Genomic DNA, 22652 nt, shown 5'->3' on the forward strand with positions numbered 1-22652 from the left:
TGGGAATCAATCATCGTGTTCATCGAAACGGGTACTTACCCTCTTCTGCATACAAAGGGGAGGTGCCTCCAGAGGCACCTCCCCTGCGCTTTTCTCGCCAGGTTGCCGATCAGGCGCGTAACCAGACGCGCATTTCACCCGGTTCGCGGTTATCCCAGGTGCAGTATGGCACCGCGGTGAGGGTGATCTCTTTTTCGCCGGGCGCCTCAGGACGGTAGAGCACCTCGCCCCAGCCTTCGGCTTCGATGGCCCGCCCCGGCCCGTGGATGACCGCTACCCCACCCAGCAGATCAGGGCGATATTCAACGGTGCAGGCCTTCAAGAAGCCTTCTGGGTCGATCGAAATCCGGTCGAGAGGGGTGGTGGGGTTATCCACACTCTCCAGGCAGTACACCACCGGCCCACGCTGAATGGCTACCCGCCCTTCGAGCTGACGCACAGCCGGGTTCGACCATATCAGTTGCACGGGCATATCCATCTCGTAAACCACGGTGTCTCCGCTCTGCCACTCACGCCGAACAGCCAGGTAGCCATCCGGGCCGGGCTGAACCTGCAAAGCCTTTCCATTCACGCTCAGGCGGTAGCCGGGGCACCACTCTGGCACGCGCAGATGCAGGGTGAAGGTTGCCGGGCGCTCCAGTTCCATCTGAAGGGTGACCTTTCCATCCCAGGGGTACTGCGTTTCTTCCCGCAGGGTAAGGGCGGTGCCCGCTACTTCCAGGCTGGCGTGGTTGCTCGCGAAGAGATGCACCCACACATCCTCGGCGCCGGTGGAGTAGAAGTATCCCCCGACGCTGGCGAGCAACCGGGCGACGTTCGGCGGGCAGCACGGGCAGTAGAACCATTCTTCATGATGGCGACTGCCATTGGTCGAAAGCGGGTTCTCATAGAGGAAGCGATCTCCCGAAAGCGTCACCCCGCTGAGGAAGCCGTTGTAGAGTCCACGTTCCATCACATCGGCAAAGCGGCGGTCGCCCTCGAACTGGAGCAGGCGATGATTCCAGAAGATCAGCCCGATGGTGGCACAGGTTTCAGCGTAAGCGGTTTCATCGGGCAGGTCATAATCCTCGGTGAATCCCTCGTTATGGCGTGAAGGCCCAATACCGCCGGTGATATACATGCGCCGGTGGATCAGGTTGTCCCACAAGCGGTCGCACGTCTCACGCAAAGAGGGGTCGTTATTCTCATGTGCCAGGTCGGCCACGGCACTGAAGAGATACATTGCGCGCACTGCATGCCCCACGACCTTATCCTGCTGGCGGATGGGCACATGGGCCTGACAATACTCGTAGGTTTTGGCCCAGAACGAAGCCGGGTCTTCTCCCCGTTCACGCGCTTCGATATCGAAGTAATGGGGCTGCTGTCCGCGTTCATCGACAAAAAACGTGGCCAGCTTGAGATAGCGGGGGTTGCCGGTGGCGTGGTAGAGCCGTACCAGCGCCAGTTCGATCTCCGGGTGGCCGCAATAGCCGCGCTTTTTCCCGGGTTCGGGGCCAAAGGTGGCATCGATGTGATCGGCGTAGCGGGCCAGTGCATCGAGTAATTTGCGCTGGCCGGTGGCCTGCGCATGGGCCACCGCGCCTTCCATGAGGTGCCCCGCGCAGTACATTTCGTGCCAGTCACGCAGGTTCTTCCAGCGCATCTCCGGCTGGACGACGATAAAGTGGGTGTTCAGGTAGCCGTCGGGCTGCTGGGCGGCGATGACCTTATCGACCACCCCATCCAGTGTCTGGGCCAGTTGCGGGTCGGGGTGTGTGGCCAGCGAGTAGCTAACCGCTTCGATCCATTTGGCCACATCAGAATCGCCGAAGATTTCCACAATGGGTGAAGGCACTTTTCGGGTGAAGTTGAGGTCGAAGGCGGCAATTCGCCCCGTCTCCTGCAATTTGCGGTGGATATGCTGCAGGGTGACCCTGCGGTTGGTCTCCTGGCGGGGAGCCCAGAAACCATCGGTGAGTTGTACCTGTGTGAAAGGAACAGGCTGAAGGGACCGTTGAACGTTGGGCATGGTCATTCTCCGTAGGGTTAAGAGATCGCGATTGGTCTAAGTTTACTTCAAACCGGTGAGGGTGATTCCCCCGCTTTCAAAGAAATACCGCTGTGCGGCGAAGAACAGTGCAATGACTGGAATGGTCATCGCGGTTGAGGCGGCCATCAGCAAATCCCAGCGCGAACGCATGATGCTGCGGAACCCTGCCAGGCCGATGGAAACCGTAAATAAATCGGGCGATTTAATGTACAGCAGCGGCCCGACAAAATCATTCCAGGTGCCCAGAAATGCCAGAATGGCGATGCTCACCAGTGCCGGTTTTGCCAGCGGCATGAAGATGGTCCAGTAAATCTGGAACTCATTACAACCATCGATGCGTGCCGCATCGCTCAACTCTTGAGGGATGGTGCGGAAGAACTGGCGCATCAGGAAGATGTTGAAAGCCCCGCCCCCGAAGAAGGTGGGCACGGTGAGCGGAAGGTAGGTGTCAATCCAGCCGAGGCGCGTGAACATGATAAAAATGGGCACCATGAGCACGTAATAGGGCATCATCATGGTGGCCAGCACAATCACAAACCAGAAGTCGCGACCGGGGAAGGTAATGCGCGCAAAGCCATACGCACAGAACGACGACGCCAGCAGCACCGCCAGCATGTTCACCCCTACGAGGAAAGCCGTGTTGCGAATATACAGCCCGAAGGGTTTGTATACCAGCGCTTCCACGTAGTTTGACCACATCGGCGGATCGGGGAGAAGCCTGGGGGGGTACTGGAATACCTGTTGTTCTGCTTTGAGCGAACTGCTGATCATCCAGACAAACGGCATGAGCATGATCACTGCCCCTACCACGAGTACGATCCAGATGAACACCCGCCAGAGGGTCAGTTTGGGGCGGTTGACTTTTACTGCGCTGGCCTGGCCTGCCAGAGAAGCTTCTACAGTTGCCATGCTTTTCCTCCTTTGCTCACTTGGCCTCTTCGTAGTACACGTTGCGGCCAATGTACCGGAAAACAATCAGAGTCAGGACAAGGATGATGAAGAAGAGGAGCCAACCCAGTGTTGCCGCATACCCCATCTCCAGATTGCGGAAGCCCACCCGGTACAGATAAAGCACATAAAACAGCGTCGAGTTCTGAGGGCCGCCGTCGGTCAGCAGGTAACCGGCGGTGAACACCTGGAACGAGCCGATGATTCCCATGATCAGGTTGAAGAACAACACCGGAGACATCAGCGGAATGGTAATGTGAATCATCCTCTGCCAGCGGCCTGCTCCATCGATCTCGGCGGCTTCGTAATATACTTCTGGAATGCCCTGCAAACCGGCGAGGTAGATCACCATGCCTCCGCCAACCCCCCACAACCCCATCAGAATAATGGCCGGGAGGGCAAACCGGGTGTCGATCAGCCAGCTGATCTTGGCGAACCCCAGCGCGCGCAGCACGGCATTAAGCAGGCCATATTCGGTGTTGAAAATCCACGCCCAGAGCACGGCATTGGCCACTGCCGGTACAATGCTCGGCATGTAATAAATGGTGCGGAAAGCCCGAATGCCCCGCACCCGGGTATTCATCAACAGAGCCAGTAAGAAACCAAGCACCAGTCCCAGGGGTACCGAGACGAAGGTGTAAATACTGGTGACTTTTAAAGACTGCAACAGAAGTTTGTCATTAAAAAGCCGCTGGAAATTCTGCAAGCCGACAAACTTTGGCGGACTGATCAGGTTCCAGTCCGTCATGCTTAACCAGCCCGAAAAAACCGTTGGCCCCAGGAACCAGAAAAAGAACCCGAGGATGAACGGGGAGATAAAAATATACCCGATCAGCGTTCTTCGAAATTGCAGAGTGTGAAAAGGGTTCTTAAACGGGACTTTCCTGGAAATGGTCTGAGCAATATTCATAATCCCCGGCGCCTCGGAAGCCTCAATGCCTGACAGGCCCTGGCCCTCCTGCGCCTCCTCCTTTCTACGTTTTTACGGAGAGAACCTCTGCCCCCACCGCAAAAAAGGTGCGATCAACCCATCCGCTGACAGCTTCGCGTCTCCGCTAAAAAACATCCTGGCTGGCACTGGCTTCCGGTTTACCATTAATCATAGCGAAACTCAACCGGTGCGCCAGTGCCAGCGCTATGCCTGATGATCAGCGATGATCAGGCATGGGCCTCTGTCTGATCCTGGATGCGAACCTTACGACCCCTTCGTGGCTTCTTCTTCGAGGATCTTATTGGCTTCAGCTACTGCCGGTGGCAGGGCTTCTTCGGCGGTGGCTTCACCAATGCGAATTTTATCCCAGGCGGGCTGCATCACGTCGTTGGTCTTGGGATACCCCGGCGGCATGTAAAGCACCTTGCCGTAGTTGGTCACATACTTGGTGACGATCAGCTCATATCCTTCGGGGTGCACCTCGGGGTTGAGCCAGGTTTTCAGGCCTTCGGGGGTCATCAGCGCGGTCTGGCTCGGCAGCCACAGGCCGATCTTGCAGAACTGGGTTTGATAATACGGTGTGGAGAGGAAGCGCACCCACTTCCAGGCGGCGTCGGGATGTTTGGAAGCGGCCAGAGCCGAATGGAGGTGCGCCTGCATGTTGGTGGCGGGGACTTTCATCTTGGGTAAGACCGCCGTTCCGAGGCGCCCCTTCATTTTGTACATCCACGAAAGCGCCCATGAGCCGTCAATGGCGATGGCCAGTTTGCCATTCTCCAGCATCTGCACCGTGCTCATCCCAAGCTGCTGGGTCACCTCATCGGAAGGCGCTACATGCTGCTTGAGTGAGAGGTCGTACACCCTCTGAATGGCTTCCAGCGCTTCCGGTTTATCCAGGACGAACAATCCCGTGTTGAGGTCGATAAAGTCGCCTCCGTTAGAGGCCACTGCCGAATGCAATGGAATCCACCAGGTAGGCCAGGAAACCCCCCAGCGTTCCACGTTGTCTTTGTCAAAACCGCTGTCGGCGGGGGTCTTCCCGTTGCGGTCAACCGTCAGCTTAATGGCGTAGTCGAGGAAAGTATTCCAGTCCCAGGCTTCGTCCGGATCGTTGCTGGGGAAGGGCACGCCGGCTTTTTCCAGGGTATCGGCGTTGTAATAAATGTGCGGCGCCACCCAGCAGGAGCCAATCCCATACCATTTCCCTTTGTACGTACAGCGCTGTTCTTCCTGCGGCTCGATGAAATAATCCTTGGCGCCGATCAGCGGATCAGATTTGACGTAGTTGGTAATATCCAGCAGCAGGCCATCGCGCGCATAGGTGCGGAAAACATCCGAACCGATAAAGGCCGTATCGGGCGGGGTACCGGCGGCCACGCTGGCCAGGAATTTTTCGGCATACTGTTCGGGCGTGTGGAGCCAGGTTACCTTGACCTCAGATTGTTCCTTCTGGAACTGCTCGATGGCTTTCTTCACGCCTTCATCTTCTTCGGGGGCGCCCCAGCCCATGAAGGTAATTTCCACAGCCTGCGCACTGGCCGGAGCCGCTGTGGGGGCTTCTTCCTTGGGCTGAGAGCCCGCAGAGGCTCCCTGGTTGCTGGCGGCAGGGGTGGCCGTCTTGGGGGCACAGGCCGCCAGGGCCGCCCCAAGGCCCGTTAAAACAGACGCTTTGAGAAAATTTCGCCGATTGAAGGGCTTTACAGTCATTTTTTCCTCCTGAATATGGATCGAGAACCAGAAATGGAAAGACAAAGGGAGAACGAATCAGATGGAACGCTCCGCAGAACACACCTCCTCAATTGGTGGACGAAATGGGATCGCTATGCACGAATCAAAAAACCAACGACACTTCACAGTATAATGAAGGGGCGCGGGCCGACCAAGTTTTTTCAGCCAAACATCAGCCCGAAAGCGGACATAAATCGGACTTAACGCACGGCTCCGGTAGCCGGTTCGGCCAGGAATCAATAGGTGAGGGGCAGCGGTATGAAAATTGACAGCGATCTCTTTTTTCAGGTGGTACGGAGCGCTCTCAACCATCTTTATGATCCTTATTTTCTGCGTACCAGTCCGCTGGTCAAATGGTTCGACCTGGGCGACCGCCCCGATACCCCCGCCGTCCTCCAGCGCATCCTGAATGAAGCCATCAACGAACTGCAACCACGCGAAGGCGACCCCAACGCCGCCCAGAAACGCAAATCGTACGAGCTTATCCTTTACCGCTATGTGCACCAGCTCAACCAGGAAGAGGTTGCCAACCAGTTCGGCTTGAGCGTGCGTCATTTGCGCCGCGAGCAGAATGCCGCCATCGTTCAACTGGCGGCCAACCTGTGGAATCGCTATCACCTTGGCTCAGAATCTTTCGTGGTGAAAGACCCCGACAGTGACGAGCCTTCAGGCACCTCGGTTGCCACTTCTCCCCAGAGTGATCTTTCGGCGCCTCCAGACGTGCCCCGCCGCGATGACTTGAGCTGGCTCTCTCCGCGCACCATCACCCAGCCGGCTAACCTCGGGCAGGTGTTTGCAGGCGTGATCGACCTCAGCCGCAACCTGATGAACCAGTACCAGATCAAATTAACGGTCGAGGTACCCCCGGACCTGCCTGACCTGGCGGTGGAACAGGTTGCTCTGAGGCAAATTTTACTCACTCTGTTCAGTGTGGCCATTTGCGGGCAAACCGGTGCAACCCTGAAGATCAGCGCAGAGGCGCAGGAAAACACCGTGCAGGTAACCTTCCTCTGTGCTTCACCCGGCGCACCTTCACGAGAGATCAGCGCCGATGACCGCGCCAATGTAGATCTGGCCGCTCAATTCAGTGAGCTTTACGGCGGGCATTTATCGTGTTCGAACACCCTCAATCCCTTCCATGCCCGACTGCAATTGCCTGTCTTCCGGGCTCAGACTGTGCTGGTCATCGATGACAATGCCGATTTCATTCAACTGATCGAGCGTTACCTTACGGGAACAAAGTATCGCGTGGCAGGCGAAAGGAACCCCGCCCTGGCCATCGCCGCCGCCGAAAAGCATACCCCTGCCGTTATCCTGCTCGACGTGATGATGCCGCATATCGATGGCTGGGAAGTTCTCGGTCGACTGCGCACGCATCCGGCGACCGCCTCTATCCCGCTCCTGGTGTGCACCATCCTGCCTCAGGAAGAACTGGCCCTTTCTCTTGGCGCCAGCGCTTACCTGAGAAAGCCCATCTCTCAGGAACAACTGCTCACCGTGCTGGAACAGCTGACGGCGCGCGCGGAGCAATCACCTCACTGAGTGCACGGATGCTCGAATACAACTCTCTGGTCGAGAGCCCCCCTTTGCGAATGACCATCAACGAGTCGCTGACGATGGGCGCGCCGGTGGGGTCTTTCGAAGACATCACGATCACCGGAATCTCCCGGATCGACTCGTCTTCCTGTTTCTCTCGCAGCACCTGAAAACCATCCATCTCAGGCATGATCAGGTCGAGAAGCACCACATCGGGTTTCCGTTCTCGCATCAGTTCCAGAGCCTGGTTTCCGTCTCTTGCCCGCAGGATGGTGTATCCTTCCTCTGCCGAATTTAACACGCGCGAGAAAAGCTGAAGCACTTCGATATCATCATCCACCAGAAGAACGGTGCGCACCCCTTCGCCCAGCTGGCGGATTGCCCCGATCAGCCTGGCCCGGCTGATCGGCTTAAGCAGATAGTTTGCCACTCCCAGCCGTCTGGCGGCCTCGTCTTCGCCGGTTACCCAGCAGGTAATTACCGGCGTGAGGAAAGGTAAATGACCGATGATCTGATCCACCGCCTGGGAAGAAACATCCACTGTGGCACCGTTCAGAACCAGCCCCTGAGACGGAGAGCGGCTCAATTCCTCCAGCGCGGCTTCCAGACTTTCCACGGCCACAATTTCCACTTCGTCCAGATAACGGTTGAACACCCGCTGTAAAGCGGCACTGCGATCGAACACCACAAACCGGGGCAGCACCTCGGGGATGGGGGCTTTGGAACGGCGTGCTTCGACTTCAGGCTGGTGATAGGGGGTGACCCAGCGCCGGTAACCGGGCACTTCTCCATGGGGCGTCAATTGCTCCACCATGGGAATGCTGAAGAAGAACGTGGTGCCCTTCCCCAGTTCGCTCTCCAGCCACATCCTGCCACCATGAAGCTCAACGAAGCGCTTGCTGATGCTCAGCCCCAGGCCGCTCCCGCCCTCCCGACGGATGGAGTTATCCAGCTGTTGAAAAGGCTCAAAAAGGCGTGTCTGGTCTGCCTGTGAGATTCCCGGCCCCGTATCGGCCACACTGATGATCATGTTGCTCCCCTCAGAATAGGCGCGAACCGTCACCCCACCGGCGGTGGTGAAGCGCCCGGCATTGCTGAGCAGGTTCAGCAACACTTCTCGAATGCGCGTCCGGTCGCAGAACAACGGAACCGGCTCCTGCGGGATGGCTACCCTCAAATACAGGTTCTTCATCTCAAAGAGGATCTTTGTGGCGTTCACCGCCGATTCCACCAGTTCTTGCAGGGTCGTCCATTCACGCACCAGCGTCATCCTGCCCGCGTCAATCTGGCTGAGATCGAGTACATCGTTCACCAGTTCGGCCAGATGCTGGCTGTTGCGCTGAATGGCGGCGATATCGGCCAACAGGGCGGGGGGTAAATCGCCGTAAACATGCGGCGCCTGGGTGATCAGCTCGCTGAAGCCGATGATCATGTTCAACGGAGTGCGCAATTCATGGCTGACGTTGGCCACAAACTCTTCCTTTACCCGCCGCGCGTCCTCGGCGATCTGCATGAGCGCCTTGAGCCGGTCTGAAAGGCGGGCCAGCTCACGGTTCGCCTGGAGCAGGTCTTCCTGAGTCTGGATCAGCTCCATACGCTGGTGGCGCGATTCTTCCATCTGCTCGCGTGCCATCTGAAATTCTTTGAAGGCTCTCTGCACCACCCCCACCACCGAGCCCGTGGCCAGTGCCCCGATAAACCCGATCAGCACACTGTTCACTCCGATCATCAGGCGCAGAAAATCTGGCATGGGGAAGATCACCGGGCTCTGGGCGGTTGCCACCAGCGTGGCGATTAAAAGTAACTCCGAGAAAATAGCCAGTGTCCAGCCGTTGACGATGACTGCAACCAGCGGAATTGAAAGGTAAAAGAGTGCAATCTCGGGCCGCCTGAAGAACACCCAGCCCAGGGTAATTGCCCCAAACAGGCCGGTCAACCAGAGCAGGTGGGCCAGCGTGGGATGTTTTTCGATCAGCGCGAGGGAGGCCCATACCGAAAGCACCACCGGCAGGGTGATCAGCAATACACTGCTCAGATAACGTCCCGGTTGAGAAGCGCCCAGAAGATAAGCCCAGACCAGGTAGATACAGACCACCGCCAGCGCCAGCGATCGGGTCACCGTCTGAGAAATTTCGCGGATGAAGCTTCGGGTATCTTCGTCAAGAATATGTACATTTCTCAATAAATGCAGCATCCGGGGCACCTCGGCTTTTTTTTTACCATTTTACCGCTCCGCTATCCATTGCGTGAAGTGCCCGCAGAAAAACAACCGCGGGAAAGGTTAAGACCTCCCCGCGGCCAGCGATCAGGGTGCCTTTCAGGCGCGTTATTGCCGGTAAAAACGCCACACGCCGATGCCCAGAAATACACCTGCAAATCCGAGCAGCACACCCACCTCGGGGAGAATGCCGGCGAGACCTTCGCCGCGCAGAGTCAGGTCAATCATCCCCTGCATGGCCCAGGTGGTGGGCAGCACTTTCACTGCCTGCTGGACCGCGGCAGGGAAGAGTTCCAGTGGATACCAGCACCCGCCCAGCAGGGCCATCACCATGCCAAGCAAAATGCTGAGGTTGTTGGCCTGAGAGTCACTGCGGATGATCGTCCCCAGGGTACAGCCCAGCGCCCCGGCTGCCAGCGCAGCAGCCACCAGGAGCACCATCAACGCCAGCGGCTCGCGGCCCCATGGTACCCCAAGCACCACCACGCCAAAGCCCACCAGCAGGAGCATTTGCACCAGCGCCATTGCCACCTGCCCACCGATCGTCCCGAGCAGAAAGGCCGCCCGTGAAGTAGGCGTGGTGATCAGCCGCGCCAGTGTCCCGGCGTTTCGTTCGGCGGCAAACAGGGCCGAGATACCCAGCAGTGGGATGAACACCCAGGTGATCAATTGCCCTGCCGAAGAGTTGGCCTTCGGGTCGTAGAGAATCTCATCGGAGGTCTGCGCCTGGTTCACCACCAGCCGGGAAGGAGCCGACCTCTGCAGATTGGTTGCCAGTTCCATTGCACGGTCAAAATACGCCTCTCGCTCCGCCGCTGAAGAGAAAGGGTGGCGTGTTTCGGCCTGCTGAACGGCCAGACGCGCTGCCTGAAGGCTCAATCCCACCTTTCGCAATGCCGATTGAACGGAGCGCTGTGCCGCGAGGGCGTTCAGGTTATTGGGTTGCGTGTAAAGGGTGATCTCCCGGCTGCCCTCTCGCAGGGTGGCCAGCGTGACCCCCTCTGGAATGAGCAGCCAGAAAGCCACCTTACGCTCTGAAAACCGGCTCTCTGCCTCGGCCCGGCTGGCTTTTTGCGGTCGGACGACGGTGGAGTGCTCCAGTTCGGCCAGAATTTGAGCTGAAAGCTCTGACTGTGCCTCATCTACCACAGGCAGGACGGAACGCGCGTCCGAATTTCCCCCGCCTGTTCCGCCCGAAAGCAGGAAGGTAAAGAGAAGCGGCAAAATGAGGAAGAAGAGCCACTCTGATGGAGAAGAAAACCTCAGGAGAATATCTTTGCGCATGATGGCCAGAATTTTTCGCATCGCTCATTCTCCCTTATTGAACCAGATTGCGGTTGCGTGCGAACAACCCCACCGAGACCGCAAAGAGCACTGCACCCATTCCCAGGAGCGCGGTCAGCACACGACCAAGGTCAGCCAGTGTACCTCCAAGTGCCAGAATGGTGAAGCCGTCCAGCCCCCAGGCGTTAGGGGTGAGGCGGCTGAGGATTTGAACGAACGGGGGGAGCATTTCAAGGTTGATGAAGCTTCCCCCCAGAATGCCGAACGTCAGCATCAGGGCCGAACCGATCGAGGCCACCTGGCCGGGAGTGCGGGCGAAGGCGGTGATCAGCAATCCCCAGCCGGTGGCGGCAAAGGAAGCGCAAAGGATAAGCGCGACAACGCCCACAAAGTCTCCCCACTTCAGGTTGAAAAGCAAACTGCTCGCGCCGATCAAAATGCCCAGCTGAAGCACCCCGGTGAGGAACGTTCCAAGCATCTTCCCGCCGAAAACCTGCGCCACTGTGGTGGGCGTGGTCAGCAGCCGTTGGAGGGTGTGCTGGCGGCGCTCGGCGAGGAAAGTTCGCCCCCCGTAGGTGGCGGTAAACATCAGGAACAAAAGCGCCATTCCTGGTGCCATATATGCCATGACGTCAAAGCTCTGGGGTTCGGCTGCCGCCGTGCCCTTCACAACAAGGTTGAGAGGGGTTTCTCCGGCTTCTTCCCGGGCGGCAAGCTCCCTGCCCATCGAACGGCCAACCGTTTCAGCCTCGGCGGGTAGAAGCCAGCCGCTTTCCAGCATCGAGAGCGTGGCCGTCATTCCGGTGATTCGTCCTTCTTCCACCCGGGTGAGGAATTCTTCCAGAATGGCTTCCACAATGCCGGCGCTGGTGGGGCGGGATGGACTGGCATACAGCTCAATCTGAAGCACCCGTGCTCCCGGGGTAAACACACTGTGCGAAAAACCCGCCGGTATCAGCACAAGCCCGGCTACCCGGTCTTCGTCCACGGCCTGGCGCGCGGCAGCAACGTCTGTGACCAGGCGGGGTTCGAGCAGTTCGGCCAGCGTGTCTGACTGAAACACCTCGACGAGGGCCTGGCCCAGTTCTCCGTCATCCTGGTTGACCAGAAGAACGGGGATGTCGCGTAACCCCGAGGAGGCTCCCGATGGGGCGCTCAACCTGCCGGTGATCAGTCCCAACCCCAGGGTGAGCAGAAACGGCGCGGCCAGCATGAGGAGGATGGCCGCCCGGTCGCGGAAGGCCAGCTTCAGATCTTTGATGGCAAGCAGGAGTGTTTTCTTCACGGCCTGACCCCTCAATCGCGCAGGGCGCGGCCCGTGAGGTGCAGAAAGAGCGCTTCCAGGTTCGGTTCCTGGATCTGTACCGTGCGCAGTCTAAGGCCAACCTCACCGCAGAGCTGAACCGCCGGGGGGAGCATTTTCTCAGCCGATTCGCCAAGCAGAGCCAGGCTGTGATCTTCGGCTTTTACCCGCACCACCCCTGGCAGGCGAGTGAATGGCTCAGCCAGCGCCCCCACACTCTGGTCTTCTTCGAACTGCAACCTCAGGGTTTGTAGCTCTCCCACCTGCCGAACCAGCTCTGCCTGGGTTCCCAGGGCGATCAACTCGCCATGGTCGATGATCCCCACCCGGTGTGCCAGTTCCTGGGCTTCTTCCATGTAGTGGGTGGTGTAGAGAATGGTCATTCCCTGGCGGTTGAGTTCTTTGACGGTATCCAGAATAGCCCGGCGAGATTGCGGGTCGATGCCGACGGTGGGTTCGTCCATAAAAAGCATGCGCGGGCGGTGAAGCAACCCCACCCCGATGTTCAACCGACGCTTCATCCCGCCAGAGAGCGTCCGCACGCGATGATGAGCTTTTTCCTGCAGGCCGGTCTGCGCCAGCACGGCGTTGACCCGCTGGCGCAACTCTTTCCCCGCCAGCCCGTACATTTGCCCCCAGAACACCAGGTTTTCACGGGCACTCAGGTCTTCATAAAGGGCAATTTCCTGCGGGACAATCCCGATGAGCCGCCGCACCTGATCGGCCTGTTTCACCACCGAGAACCCCCCAATGATTGCATCGCCAGAAGTAGGCGGGAAGAGCGTGGAAAGGATGGAGAGGGTGGTGGTCTTCCCGGCGCCATTTGGCCCGAGCAGCCCAAAAATCTCTCCCTCAGCAATTGAAAAGCACAGGCCTTTCACCGCCAGTGTCTCGCCATACGTTTTGACCAGATCGTGGACTTCCAGAATGGGTGGCATGGGTTCTCCTCTCGGGGTGTTCTATTTATTGTACGAAAGTTTTCCTCTAAAGTTTCGCTTCCTGTCCCATTCGAGAGAAAAAGATGAGGGTCTCCGGTCTCTGCAGACGCGAGCATTAACAAAACGTAGGTTGTAATTCCTGACAGAGGTGTATAATATATTTTGGATCGAAAATGTCTATAATTTGGAATGGAGGTTTTCTTATGCTCAAACAGGAGCCGGTGATCACCAAATATCAGGATATTCCCTGCTGCCCCGACCTGAAGACATCATCCACGTGCGATGTGCTCGACTTCCGCCGACACCTCATCTTCCCTACCAGTGTGCGCACCGAGCAGGGGCAAATCGTCCAGGTAGAGGTGATCCTCCATACACGTTTCTCGCGCTGCCCTGGGCCGCTTGCCCTGGGCGATCTGGTGTATTCCACCACCCTCCTCCCCGGAGAAAAGGTGCGGCTCGCCACCACCGACCGACGCAGCCGGTTCAGTTTCGACAGTGAAAGCAAGCTCAGCTATCGCAGCGAACAGATCTCGGAAGATCAGTATCGCCTGCGCTCCCTGCGTGCCTTCATGGCCGATGAAAACGTCACCGACCGCGGCTCCGATAACTACTCCGAACAGGGCAAGTGGGATTTCCACGGTGATGCCAGCGGCTCCATTGGCTTCCTCTCGGCCAGTGCCAGCACCAACGCCCGCGGTAGCCACAGCGCTTCATCCACCCGCGACTATCTGCGTGAGCACCGCGCCCACGCTCAGATGGCCGATAACCTTTCTGTGGAAGCCACGCGCAAAGCTCATTCGCTCTCCATCGGTGAGGTCTCTTCACGCACCCATGCTGAAGGTGAATCGGAGGATCATTTCGAAGCGTCCTCGCGTGAGTTCAGCAATCCCAACCGCTGTCATGCGGTCACTTTCCTGTTTTACCGCCTCAATAAAACCGAGACGATTAAGTTTGAGCTGGTAAGCATCGAACGGCGTGTCCTCGACCCTGTGACCCCCATGCCGGTGCCCGCCAACCCCTTCCGTCCGGTGGGTGGGGTAGCCGCTGTGCCGCAGGAGGTTCCTGCCACCAGCCCCAAACGCCTTGAAATTCAGGAAGCCGCCATTACCAGCGAAGTTCGGCTGCGTTCGCTGGCTTCCGTCAGCTCGAACCCTCAGCAGGTGGCCAACTTGCGCGCGGCGGCATTCGGGCAGGTGCTGGTTGGCACAGCTGCCAGCCCGGTGGGTTTTCAACAACCCATCAGCGATGACCTGCGCGCCAAAGCGCTGGCCGAGGTGGATGCCCAGCTTGTCCGCCAGGGGCTCATCGAAAAACCCGGCGGTGAAGTTTCCAGGCGCCTCCAGACCGAAATCAACTACGAGCGCGAAACCTCCATTCCAACTGCGGGAGTCATTGTTAAAAGCTGTATGGATGATTGTGGCATCTGTGAACCAGAGGTTGTCGAAAGAGAAAAGCTGGAGCTAGAACGCCTGGCGTTGGAGAACAAACTCCTCGCCCGCAAGATTGAACTGCTGGAGAAATCGCAGGAATACCGCTGCTGCCCGGCGGACGAAAGCGAGCCTACCGGGTAAAACAACGACCTTTATTCAAAGTGGGGAGTTCAATTCATACCGGCCAGGGGGCAAGCCGGGTTTTTTAATGGAATAACTGAAGAGGATCAAACTCATCGAGAGCCTGATCCTCTTCTTGTTGAGCTATCCGAAGAAAATAAAATCAATATCGCCCGGCGATTGCCCCCTGGCGGTGAGAAGCTGGGCCAGCTCAGCGTGGTGCTGCATGCCATGCAGAATGACGTGTTGAAGGACGCGCCAGCGGAGAAAATCGTGCATTACCCCATTCCGATCGGCCAGCCGGACGCCCCCGATGATCTCTTCTTCAGTCAGCCGTTCCAGAAAGGCCTGCCAGGCCTGCTCTTCTTTTTCGAACCCTTCCCGTAAGGCTTCGAGGGTTGGGTATGTCTCAATCGCCGGGGGTTGAGGGCGTTCACCGGTTTCCAACCGCCGCCGCCAGAGAAAATCGGTGCGCAGCAGGTGGAAAAAGATGGCATGAATGGAGCCCTGCCCGTAGCCGGGATTTGCGGTAACCTCCGACGGGTTGAGTTTTGCCGCGCAATCCAGCAGTCGCCGTGTGGTATGCCAGTGATAGGCAAAGAGCGTCTGAAACTGCCTCTGCACAAACGAGCTCATGGAGATAATCCTTTCAGGCGGGTTAAGCTCTGGCCCGGCCTATTCCTTCTCGTAAGGGGTGCCGTCGGCGGCAGGCATTTGCCCGCGGCCCACCAGCCCGGCCAGCACTACCATGGTGGTGATGTAGGGAGCCATGGCCATGAACTGGATCGGGATGCCCGTGCCCAGAATGGTCAATTTGGTGGCCACCGAATCGGTGAAGCCGAAGAGCAGTCCGGCGAAGAAGGCCCCGAGGGGGGTCCAGTTTCCAAAGATCATCGCTGCCAGCCCGATGAAGCCCTTTCCGGCGGTCATCATTTCATCAAAGCGCCCCACCGAACCGAGGGTAAAGAACGCCCCGCCGATGCCTGCCACCACTCCGCCGAGCAAGACGGCCATATAGCGGGTGGCAAAGACGTTAATTCCCAGTGTGTCGGCGGCTTTCGGATGTTCTCCCACCGAGCGCAGGCGCAATCCCCAGCGGGTGGTGAAGAGTGCCACCTGCAGGATGATTAGCAGAAGGAAAACCAGGTAAACGAAAAGGTTGGTGTTGAAGAAAAGCGGCCCAAGGATGGGGATATCGGCCAGCAGTGGAATGGGAACCCGCGGGAAGATCGGCGGGTTATTCAGTTCCTGATACGTTTGCAGGAACTTTGAGGAAAGGTAAGAGGTCATTCCGGTGGAAAAGATGTTGATCACTGTGCCGGAGATGATCTGATTGATCTTGTATTTAATCGAGAGGACGGCGTGTACCCAGGCCAGCAGCACACTCGAAGCCACTGCCGCCAGCAAACCCATCCACATATTTTTGGTCACACTGCCCACCAGCGCGCCCACCATGGCCGCCATGAGCATCATACCTTCGATGGCGATGTTCACCACCCCGGCGCGTTCGCACAGCACGCCCGAGAACGCCCCCAGGATGATGGGCACGGCCAGCAATACTGCCGCGCTGAGCATGCCCAGCAGATTAAGCGACTTGCCCGCGGTGGCCCAGGTGAGAAAACTGAACACGAAGAAAGCCACCACCACTCCCAGCACGGCGTTCGTCCAGCGCCCAAAACCACGTACGAGCTGTACCATGCCGAGCAGGAAGTTCACCACGGTGAGAGCCATGAGGGTGCTGAACGCCGGTACCACCCAGTTGCCGGCAATGCCCTGGGTCAGCCCGCCGGGGGTCATCACAAAGGTTGCCATCTGGCCGGGCTGCACCTTAAGGGTGAAGACCAGCAGCATGATCAGCGCAGAACCAAGCTCCACCAGGCCCATTACCCGCTGGCGTGTGGGAGAGACAGCTTCCCATTTTCGATGAACGACGATGGTAGCCATTTACTTGTTTCCTCCTCCCCAGCTTCCAACGAAGACCGCTTCTTCAGCCTCTTTGGGCACTTTCACCCGGTAAATGGTGCGGATGATCGCCGGTGCCGCGACAAACACCAGGATGAGCGCCTGGATGATCGAGACGATGTCATTGGGAATACGCAGGAGTTCCATGCGGGTGGCGCCGTTGCGCAGTGCGCCGAAGAGCAGAGAAGAAAGGATCACGCCCACGGGTGTGCTGTTGCCCAGAAGCGCCAGTGCAATACTATCGAAGCCGTAGCCCGGCGAGAGACCCAGCGCCATACTGCGGTTGACCGCCAGAATCTGATTGGCCCCCGCCATGCCCGCCAGTGCGCCCGAAAGCGTCATGGCGAGGATGATGTTGCGGGTAATGTTCATGCCAGCATACCGCGCCGCGTTGGGGTTGGCTCCCACCGTGCGCAGGTCGAACCCCCAGGTGGTTTTGAAGAGCAGCCAGTGCACCAGCCATGCCATTCCCAGGGCGATAAAGAACCCGAGATGGAAGCGGATGGGGGCGGGAAAGAATTGCGGTATTTCTGCCGTTTTTTCGATCATCGGGCTGATGGGCAGACCACCGGAGCCGGGGCGAGTCATGGGGCCACCGAGCAGCCATTCGGTCAGGCGGAAGGCAATCCAGTTCATCATGATGGTGTTAATCACCTCGTGCCCGCCGGTCTTGGCTTTAAGCCAGCCAGGGATGAACCCCCAGACGGCCCCGCCCAGCGCACCGGCCAGAAAAGCCAGCGGCATGTGGATGAAACCCGGCAGGCCCTTTACTGCATACCCCACATACGTGGCCGCGGCCGCTCCCATGAAGAGCTGGCCTTCTACGCCAATGTTGAACAACCCTGAGCGAAAGCCCAGTGCCACCGCCAGACCCGCGAAAATATAGGGGGTGGCATTCACCAGGCTTTCAGGGATGGGGTTGAGCGCGCGCCGAATTTCCAGCGCGTCGCCCGATTGGAATGCCTGCACAATACGCACGGGGTCACCCAGGGCACCGGTAAACAGGGCCGTATAAGCCTGAACGATGGTATTCCATGCAGTCACCAACCCACTGCCCAGAGAGACTCGAAAAGCCTCCCAGACGGATTCACTGGTCAAAATGATCAGCACAGCGCCCAGTAAAAGCCCCGTTACCACCGCCAGGGCCGGCACCAGCAACACCCGGCCCACGCGCTGCCACCCACGCACCCGTTCGTTCACGGGGGGGCGGGTCACCTCTTCCAGGAAAACTTTACCAACATCGGGTTTATTTTCTGGTTTGCTCACAATTTCACCCCGTTTAGAACGTCGACTCGACGATGCGTTCTCCCTCCTGCGGGGCGCCTGCCTGCTCAGGGCTGACGCCAGCCATCAAGAGGCCAATGTACGATTTGGTGGCGCTCTCTGCCGGCACGATGGCCACAATCTTTCCCCGGTACATCACCGCAATTCGGTCAGAAAGCTCCATGACTTCATCCAGCTCAGGAGAAACCAGCAACACCGCACAGCCCTCATCGCGCTTCTGGACGATTCGCTGGTGGATATATTCAATCGAACCCACATCCAGCCCGCGCGTGGGCTGCGAAGCCACCAGCAGATGAATGGGGCGCGAAAACTCGCGGGCAATGATCACCTTCTGCTGGTTCCCACCCGAAAGAGAGCCCACCGTAGTGGAAGCGCTCGGCGTGCGGATGTCAAAGTCGGCAATCAGCCGGTTGGCAGTTTCGTAAATGATCTCCCGTTGCAACTGCACCCCCCTGGCAAAAGGCGGCTTGTAATAGGTGCACAAGACAATATTCTCTGCCACCGGGAAAGAAAGCACCAGGCCATCGCGCTGACGGTCTTCGGGGACGTGGGCCGTACCCAGTTCAATGATTTCCCGCGGGGTGGCGCGGGTCACATCCTGACCCAGTAAACGGATTGAGCCGCTCACCGGCTGGCGCAGACCGGTCACCGCTTCGACCAGCTCGGTTTGACCGTTGCCCTGCACCCCGGCCACGCCCAGGATTTCTCCCGCGCGCACATCAAAGCTCACCCCGTCCACGGTGATCTGCTTCTGCGCGTCAGTCACCACCAGATCGTGCACTTCAAGCACCACATCACCGGCGCGGGCAATGCGCTTTTCAACCTCCAGCCGCACCTCACGCCCCACCATCATCGCAGCCAGCGTCTGACGGTCAGCCTGTGCGGGCACCGTCTCACCCACCACAGCGCCGCGCCGAATAACCATAATACGGTCGGCCACATCCAGCACTTCGCGCAGTTTGTGGGTAATAAAAATGATCGATTTCCCCTGCCGGGCCAGTTCGCGCATGATGACAAAAAGCTCATCGGCTTCCTGCGGAGTAAGCACAGCAGTAGGTTCATCGAAGATCAGAATATTGGCTTCGCGGTAGAGTAGTTTGATGATCTCAACCCGCTGTTGCACCCCTACAGGAAGATCACGCACATAGGCATTCGGGTCAACTTCCAGGCCATACCGACTGGAAATTTCCCGGATACGCGCCGCAGCCGCGGGGCGGTCGAGAAAATCACCCATACGCACCGACTCGGCCCCCAGCATGATGTTCTCAGTGACAGTAAAAACCGGGATCAACATGAAGTGCTGATGCACCATGCCGATCCCGGCCCGAATTGCGTCAATGGGTGAATGAATGGTGATCTTCTCTCCCCTGATGAAAACCTCCCCTTCATCCGGTTGATACAGACCGTAGAGAATGTTCATCAGGGTAGATTTCCCGGCGCCGTTCTCACCGAGCAAGGCGAGAATTTCCCCCTCGTTGAGGGTCAGATCGATGTGATCATTTGCCAGCACCCCCGGGAAACGCTTGGTAATTCCTTTGAGTTCCAGGACAGGTGGCATCCCTACTCCTTAAACGGAAAAAGGTTGCCTGTATTGTAACATAAACCAGGCAGGAAAAACGCAATTGTCTGATAAGTTAAAACCGAGGGCAGGGCAGGATGAAGCCTGCCCTGCCCTTCCCCACGACCGGCAACTTCCGGCGCTTAACGAATCTGCTCTACCGCCAGCCGTTTGATGTGCGCCACAATCGCCGACATCCCGTTCATCCGCTGTGAGGTGAGCACCTCCTGCAACCCCATGGCGAGGTAAAAATCGGCGGGAAGGTCGAGCACCGCTTCAGGTGAGGCGCCTTTTAGCCCCTCGGCGATAATCGCCGCGAACCCGCGCACCGTTGGCGATTCTTCAGGCACCTTAAAATGGAAGTGCATTCCCCCTTCGCGGATCTCAGCCGCCACAGCGACAGGAGTCATACATTCAGGCACAGCCTCCATTTCCATCTCCCTCCCCTGAAGCCACCCTGGCAGGGGAGGCAGGCTTTCGGCATACTGGAGCAAAAGTTCGAGCTTCTCCCGCCCTTCGCACAGGCGGAAGTCTTCCACAATCTCAGCCAGGCGGGCCGGCAAATTCATGGCGTGGCCCCCTTTCGGATAGGTGCCCCAACCAGGTTGCCCCATTCTGTCCAGGAACCGTCATAATTCCGCACCTGCGGATACCCCAACAGATATTTCAGCACAAACCACGTCAAAGAACTGCGCTCCCCGATGCGGCAGTAGGCAATCACCTCACGATCAGGCCCGATGCCCTTCTCCTCGAACAGTTTTCGCAGTTCGGCTGGGGGTTTGAAGGTGCCCGTTTCCGGGTCTACGGCCAGCGACCACGGAATGTTAACCGCCCCCTGGATGTGCCCACCGCGCATGGCGCCCTCTTGAGGATAATTGGGCATGTGTAACAGTTCACCCGTATATTCCTGAGGTGAGCGCACATCCACCAGAGGTTTATTCGCCGAAACATGCGCAAAAACATCCTCCCGGAAGGCGCGGATCTCGCGCACCGGCGGCTTGGCTTGATAACCTGTGGGCGGGTAGGAAGGAACCTCTTTGGTGAGTGGGCGGCCTTCCTTCACCCACTTCTGCCGCCCGCCGTTCATAATGCGCAGATGCTCGTGGCCGTAATAAGAAAACAACCAGAAAGCGTAACACGCAAACCAGTTATTCTTATCTCCATAAAAAACCACGGTGGTCTCGTTGCCAATCCCCAGCGAAGAACAGAGTTTTTCAAACCCGTCCTGGCTTAAAAAATCACGCCGCACAGGGTCCTGCAGGGTGGTGAACCAGTCCACCTTCACTGCACCGGGGATGTGCCCCGTCTCGTAGAGCAGGGCATCTTCATTGGACTCAATCAGCCGCACTGTGGGGTCATTCAGGTGTTCGGCAACCCACGCGGTTTCCACCAGCATTTCAGGATGAGCATAACTCTCCACCATAGGTAGGCCTCTTTTTTAAGGATTTATTCTTAAATATTATAAAAAATCGGATAAGTTTTGTCAATATTTTGAGGGCGTAAAAAAGGGCAAACGCATTCCTGGAGCATGCAGTCGGAATGCCTCTACCCCGCTAAAAAAAGACCCCCTTCCCTGCGGAAGGAGGTCTCTGATCCAAACCAATCGTACCGACTACTTGATATCGGCCAGTTTGATTTTGCCGTCGATGATGTCTTTCTTGAGCTGTTCGATCTCGCTCTTCAGCTCAGCGGGGACCTTCGAATCCAGGTTGTGATAGGGGGCCAGGCCCACGCCGCCATTCGCCAGCGTACCCACCACGTTGGTGCCGCCCTTGAAGGTGCCATCCTCCACCGACTTGGCCACGTTGAAGGTGGTCACGTCCATGAACTTCATCACCGAGGTCAGGGTGATATCGGCATAGTCCGGGGCGGTGAGGTACCAGTCAGAGTCCACACCGATGATCAGGGCATTCCCGCGTTCCTTGACGGCAGCGGCAGTACCCAGGCCCACCGGGCCGGCCACCGGCATGATGATGTCTGCACCTTCGTCCATCAGGGTGATACCAAATTCCTTACCCTTGGTCTGATCATCGAAGCTGTTGGTGAACAGCCCCTTGTTGGGGTCATTCAGGTCATATCCCAGCACTTCCACGTTCGTGCCCTTCAGCTGGTTGTAGTACTTGACGCCGCGGGTAAAACCATCCATGAAAATGGTTACCGTGGGGATGGACAGACCACCGAAGGTGCCCACTTTGCCGGTCTTGGTCATGCCAGCCGCCAGGTACCCCGCCAGGAAGGCCGCCTCATCCGTGGCAAAGACCTGCCCCACCACGTTGGCAACCGGGGGATCATAGGAAAAGTCCACAATGGAGAATTTGGCATTGGGATTGGCCTCAGCCAGGGCTTTCGTGGCATCGCCCAGCAAGAAGCCCACCGTCACGATCAGGTCGCATTTTTCTTCCAGGAAAGCGTTGATGTTCTTCTCATAGTCGGCGACTTCTTTAGACTCGAGGTATTTGGCTTCCCACCCGAGTTCCTTCTGCGCCATTTCAGCGCCCTTCCAGGCGGTGGCGTTGAAGGATTTGTCATCGATACCGCCCGTGTCGGTCACCTGGCAGATCTTTTTCTTCGCCGCCGGGGCCTGAGTGGTTGCGGCCGGCTGGCAGGCGCTCAACACGAGCGACAGGACTACCACGACGGCCAGAAACAGGGAAAGCTTTTTCATTTTTTTCTCCTCCAAGAGAAAAGAGAATGGAATGACGCTTGGCAGGAAAACCAGGGTCAGCTTGCTGAACCCTGGTTTACCGCTAAACGTTCAACTGGTTTAAGTATAATGAGTATCCAGAGGGTTTACAAGAGAAATTCTGTTCCCCCTGGGGTGAGGTTCATCCTGTTCTTTGGCCAGTTCTCCCCCACCCGGGATCATCAGACGACTTTCTCAACCACCACCGCCGTCCCATAGGCCAGCACCTCAGTCACTCCGTCCATCACATCGTTGGCGTCATAGCGCATTCCAAGAATGGCGTTGGCGCCCCGCTCTTCCGCATGACGGATAAGCAACTCGAAGGCTTCCTGCCGGGCGTGTTCGCACAATTCGGTATATGTGGTGATGTTCCCACCAAAGATCGTTTCAATCCCGCCTACAAAATTTCCCACAATGCTCCGAGAGCGCACCGTTACCCCGCGCACCACCCCCAGGTTGCGCACCACCCGGTACCCCTCAAAACCAAAGGCCGTCGTGACCATCTTTTCATCCATCGGGACTACTCCTTTCTTCTTTTTCGATTATAGGGGAACTGGGAGCACGGGGGTATCAAAAAAGCGTCAAGCCGTTCACTCTGGCTTGATCACAGCTCTTCCAGGCAGGAAAGCCCCTCAGGGGGTGGGTGTAGGGGTCGCCGAGGGGGTGAGGTTTGCACCGGGCGTGATACTGCCAGTAGGCA

General features: G+C 57.9%; 18 protein-coding genes. 2 read left to right on the top strand and 16 right to left on the bottom strand.

Translation table 11 applies throughout. From position 1 onward, the window contains the following. Window positions 1–109: 109 nt before the first annotated feature. The 4 genes from ATHL_RS16655 to ATHL_RS16670 form a co-directional block, all read right to left on the bottom strand. Window positions 110–2014 carry a glycoside hydrolase family 127 protein gene (locus tag ATHL_RS16655; protein ID WP_062196093.1) on the bottom strand — a complete coding sequence of 635 codons (1905 nt, stop codon included), beginning with the start codon at window positions 2012–2014 and terminating at the stop codon, window positions 110–112. A 36-nt stretch (window positions 2015–2050) separates the two neighbouring features. Further along, window positions 2051–2938 carry a carbohydrate ABC transporter permease gene (locus tag ATHL_RS16660; protein WP_062196098.1) on the bottom strand — a complete coding sequence of 296 codons (888 nt, stop codon included), beginning with the start codon at window positions 2936–2938 and terminating at the stop codon, window positions 2051–2053. Between the two features lie 16 nt (window positions 2939–2954). Beyond that, window positions 2955–3887: a carbohydrate ABC transporter permease gene (locus tag ATHL_RS16665; RefSeq protein ID WP_062196100.1), complete on the bottom strand. Its 933-nt coding sequence runs from the start codon at window positions 3885–3887 to the stop codon at window positions 2955–2957. Between the two features lie 285 nt (window positions 3888–4172). Then, window positions 4173–5615, bottom strand: coding sequence for an ABC transporter substrate-binding protein (locus tag ATHL_RS16670; RefSeq protein ID WP_062196102.1), 1443 nt, complete (start codon window positions 5613–5615; stop codon window positions 4173–4175). A gap of 279 nt (window positions 5616–5894) precedes the next feature. On the opposite strand from ATHL_RS16670, the gene ATHL_RS16675 reads away from it, so the two are divergent. Then, complete coding sequence (locus tag ATHL_RS16675; RefSeq protein WP_062196104.1) at window positions 5895–7178, top strand: response regulator; 1284 nt, start codon at window positions 5895–5897, stop codon at window positions 7176–7178. Here ATHL_RS16675 and ATHL_RS16680 read toward each other — a convergent pair. From ATHL_RS16680 to ATHL_RS16695, 4 genes are all read right to left on the bottom strand, one after another. Further along, window positions 7129–9366, bottom strand: coding sequence for an ATP-binding response regulator (locus ATHL_RS16680; protein ID WP_062196105.1), 2238 nt, complete (start codon window positions 9364–9366; stop codon window positions 7129–7131). The two genes, ATHL_RS16675 and ATHL_RS16680, sit on opposite strands and share 50 nt — an antisense overlap. 132 nt (window positions 9367–9498) lie before the next feature. After that, complete coding sequence (locus ATHL_RS16685; RefSeq protein WP_062196107.1) at window positions 9499–10695, bottom strand: ABC transporter permease; 1197 nt, start codon at window positions 10693–10695, stop codon at window positions 9499–9501. Window positions 10696–10708: 13 nt separating this feature from the next. Then, entirely contained in the window at window positions 10709–11959 is a 1251-nt protein-coding gene (locus ATHL_RS16690) for an ABC transporter permease (RefSeq protein ID WP_062196108.1), read from the bottom strand. A gap of 11 nt (window positions 11960–11970) precedes the next feature. Beyond that, on the bottom strand, window positions 11971–12915 hold the full coding sequence (locus ATHL_RS16695; RefSeq protein WP_062196115.1) for an ABC transporter ATP-binding protein: 945 nt from the start codon (window positions 12913–12915) through the stop codon (window positions 11971–11973). A gap of 203 nt (window positions 12916–13118) precedes the next feature. Between ATHL_RS16695 and ATHL_RS16700 the strand changes: the two genes are divergently transcribed. Next, window positions 13119–14486, top strand: a complete 1368-nt coding sequence (locus ATHL_RS16700) for a hypothetical protein (RefSeq protein ID WP_062196116.1) — start codon at window positions 13119–13121, stop codon at window positions 14484–14486. A gap of 123 nt (window positions 14487–14609) precedes the next feature. Here the strand turns inward: ATHL_RS16700 and ATHL_RS16705 are convergent, their stop codons facing one another. From ATHL_RS16705 to ATHL_RS16740, 8 genes are all read right to left on the bottom strand, one after another. Beyond that, the gene (locus ATHL_RS16705; protein ID WP_062196117.1) at window positions 14610–15101 is read right to left on the bottom strand and encodes a DinB family protein; all 492 of its coding nucleotides are present in this window, start codon (window positions 15099–15101) and stop codon (window positions 14610–14612) included. Window positions 15102–15140: 39 nt separating this feature from the next. Further along, on the bottom strand, window positions 15141–16409 hold the full coding sequence (locus ATHL_RS16710) for an ABC transporter permease (RefSeq protein ID WP_062196119.1): 1269 nt from the start codon (window positions 16407–16409) through the stop codon (window positions 15141–15143). Further along, window positions 16410–17693 (bottom strand): ABC transporter permease, encoded by a 1284-nt coding sequence (locus ATHL_RS16715; protein ID WP_062196121.1) that lies wholly within the window; start codon window positions 17691–17693, stop codon window positions 16410–16412. Between the two features lie 13 nt (window positions 17694–17706). Next, on the bottom strand, window positions 17707–19269 hold the full coding sequence (locus ATHL_RS16720) for an ABC transporter ATP-binding protein (RefSeq protein ID WP_062196123.1): 1563 nt from the start codon (window positions 19267–19269) through the stop codon (window positions 17707–17709). Window positions 19270–19412: 143 nt separating this feature from the next. Continuing rightward, window positions 19413–19838 (bottom strand): SufE family protein, encoded by a 426-nt coding sequence (locus ATHL_RS16725; RefSeq protein ID WP_062196125.1) that lies wholly within the window; start codon window positions 19836–19838, stop codon window positions 19413–19415. After that, the gene (locus tag ATHL_RS16730) at window positions 19835–20692 is read right to left on the bottom strand and encodes a sulfurtransferase (RefSeq protein ID WP_062196126.1); all 858 of its coding nucleotides are present in this window, start codon (window positions 20690–20692) and stop codon (window positions 19835–19837) included. Before ATHL_RS16730 ends, ATHL_RS16725 begins: the two co-directional genes overlap by 4 nt. Window positions 20693–20881: 189 nt before the next feature. Next, on the bottom strand, window positions 20882–21934 hold the full coding sequence (locus ATHL_RS16735; RefSeq protein ID WP_062196127.1) for a BMP family lipoprotein: 1053 nt from the start codon (window positions 21932–21934) through the stop codon (window positions 20882–20884). A gap of 200 nt (window positions 21935–22134) precedes the next feature. Continuing rightward, on the bottom strand, window positions 22135–22467 hold the full coding sequence (locus ATHL_RS16740; RefSeq protein WP_062196128.1) for a YbjQ family protein: 333 nt from the start codon (window positions 22465–22467) through the stop codon (window positions 22135–22137). Window positions 22468–22652 lie beyond the last annotated feature (185 nt).

Origin of the sequence: Anaerolinea thermolimosa, from assembly GCF_001050195.2 — a bacterium.
GTDB lineage: Bacteria > Chloroflexota > Anaerolineae > Anaerolineales > Anaerolineaceae > Anaerolinea > Anaerolinea thermolimosa.

Bases quoted from the DNA above. Each gene is read 5' to 3' on its own strand.
- ATHL_RS16720 (WP_062196123.1), bottom strand. From the start codon at position 19,269: ATGCCACCTGTCCTGGAACTCAAAGGAATTACCAAGCGTTTCCCGGGG.
- ATHL_RS16660 (WP_062196098.1), bottom strand. From the start codon at position 2,938: ATGGCAACTGTAGAAGCTTCTCTGGCAGGCCAGGCCAGCGCAGTAAAA.
- ATHL_RS16665 (WP_062196100.1), bottom strand. From the start codon at position 3,887: ATGAATATTGCTCAGACCATTTCCAGGAAAGTCCCGTTTAAGAACCCT.
- ATHL_RS16680 (WP_062196105.1), bottom strand. From the start codon at position 9,366: ATGCTGCATTTATTGAGAAATGTACATATTCTTGACGAAGATACCCGA.
- ATHL_RS16730 (WP_062196126.1), bottom strand. From the start codon at position 20,692: ATGGTGGAGAGTTATGCTCATCCTGAAATGCTGGTGGAAACCGCGTGG.
- ATHL_RS16695 (WP_062196115.1), bottom strand. From the start codon at position 12,915: ATGCCACCCATTCTGGAAGTCCACGATCTGGTCAAAACGTATGGCGAG.
- ATHL_RS16655 (WP_062196093.1), bottom strand. From the start codon at position 2,014: ATGACCATGCCCAACGTTCAACGGTCCCTTCAGCCTGTTCCTTTCACA.
- ATHL_RS16685 (WP_062196107.1), bottom strand. From the start codon at position 10,695: ATGCGAAAAATTCTGGCCATCATGCGCAAAGATATTCTCCTGAGGTTT.
- ATHL_RS16675 (WP_062196104.1), top strand. From the start codon at position 5,895: ATGAAAATTGACAGCGATCTCTTTTTTCAGGTGGTACGGAGCGCTCTC.
- ATHL_RS16725 (WP_062196125.1), bottom strand. From the start codon at position 19,838: ATGAATTTGCCGGCCCGCCTGGCTGAGATTGTGGAAGACTTCCGCCTG.
- ATHL_RS16705 (WP_062196117.1), bottom strand. From the start codon at position 15,101: ATGAGCTCGTTTGTGCAGAGGCAGTTTCAGACGCTCTTTGCCTATCAC.
- ATHL_RS16735 (WP_062196127.1), bottom strand. From the start codon at position 21,934: ATGAAAAAGCTTTCCCTGTTTCTGGCCGTCGTGGTAGTCCTGTCGCTC.
- ATHL_RS16670 (WP_062196102.1), bottom strand. From the start codon at position 5,615: ATGACTGTAAAGCCCTTCAATCGGCGAAATTTTCTCAAAGCGTCTGTT.
- ATHL_RS16700 (WP_062196116.1), top strand. From the start codon at position 13,119: ATGCTCAAACAGGAGCCGGTGATCACCAAATATCAGGATATTCCCTGC.
- ATHL_RS16740 (WP_062196128.1), bottom strand. From the start codon at position 22,467: ATGGATGAAAAGATGGTCACGACGGCCTTTGGTTTTGAGGGGTACCGG.
- ATHL_RS16710 (WP_062196119.1), bottom strand. From the start codon at position 16,409: ATGGCTACCATCGTCGTTCATCGAAAATGGGAAGCTGTCTCTCCCACA.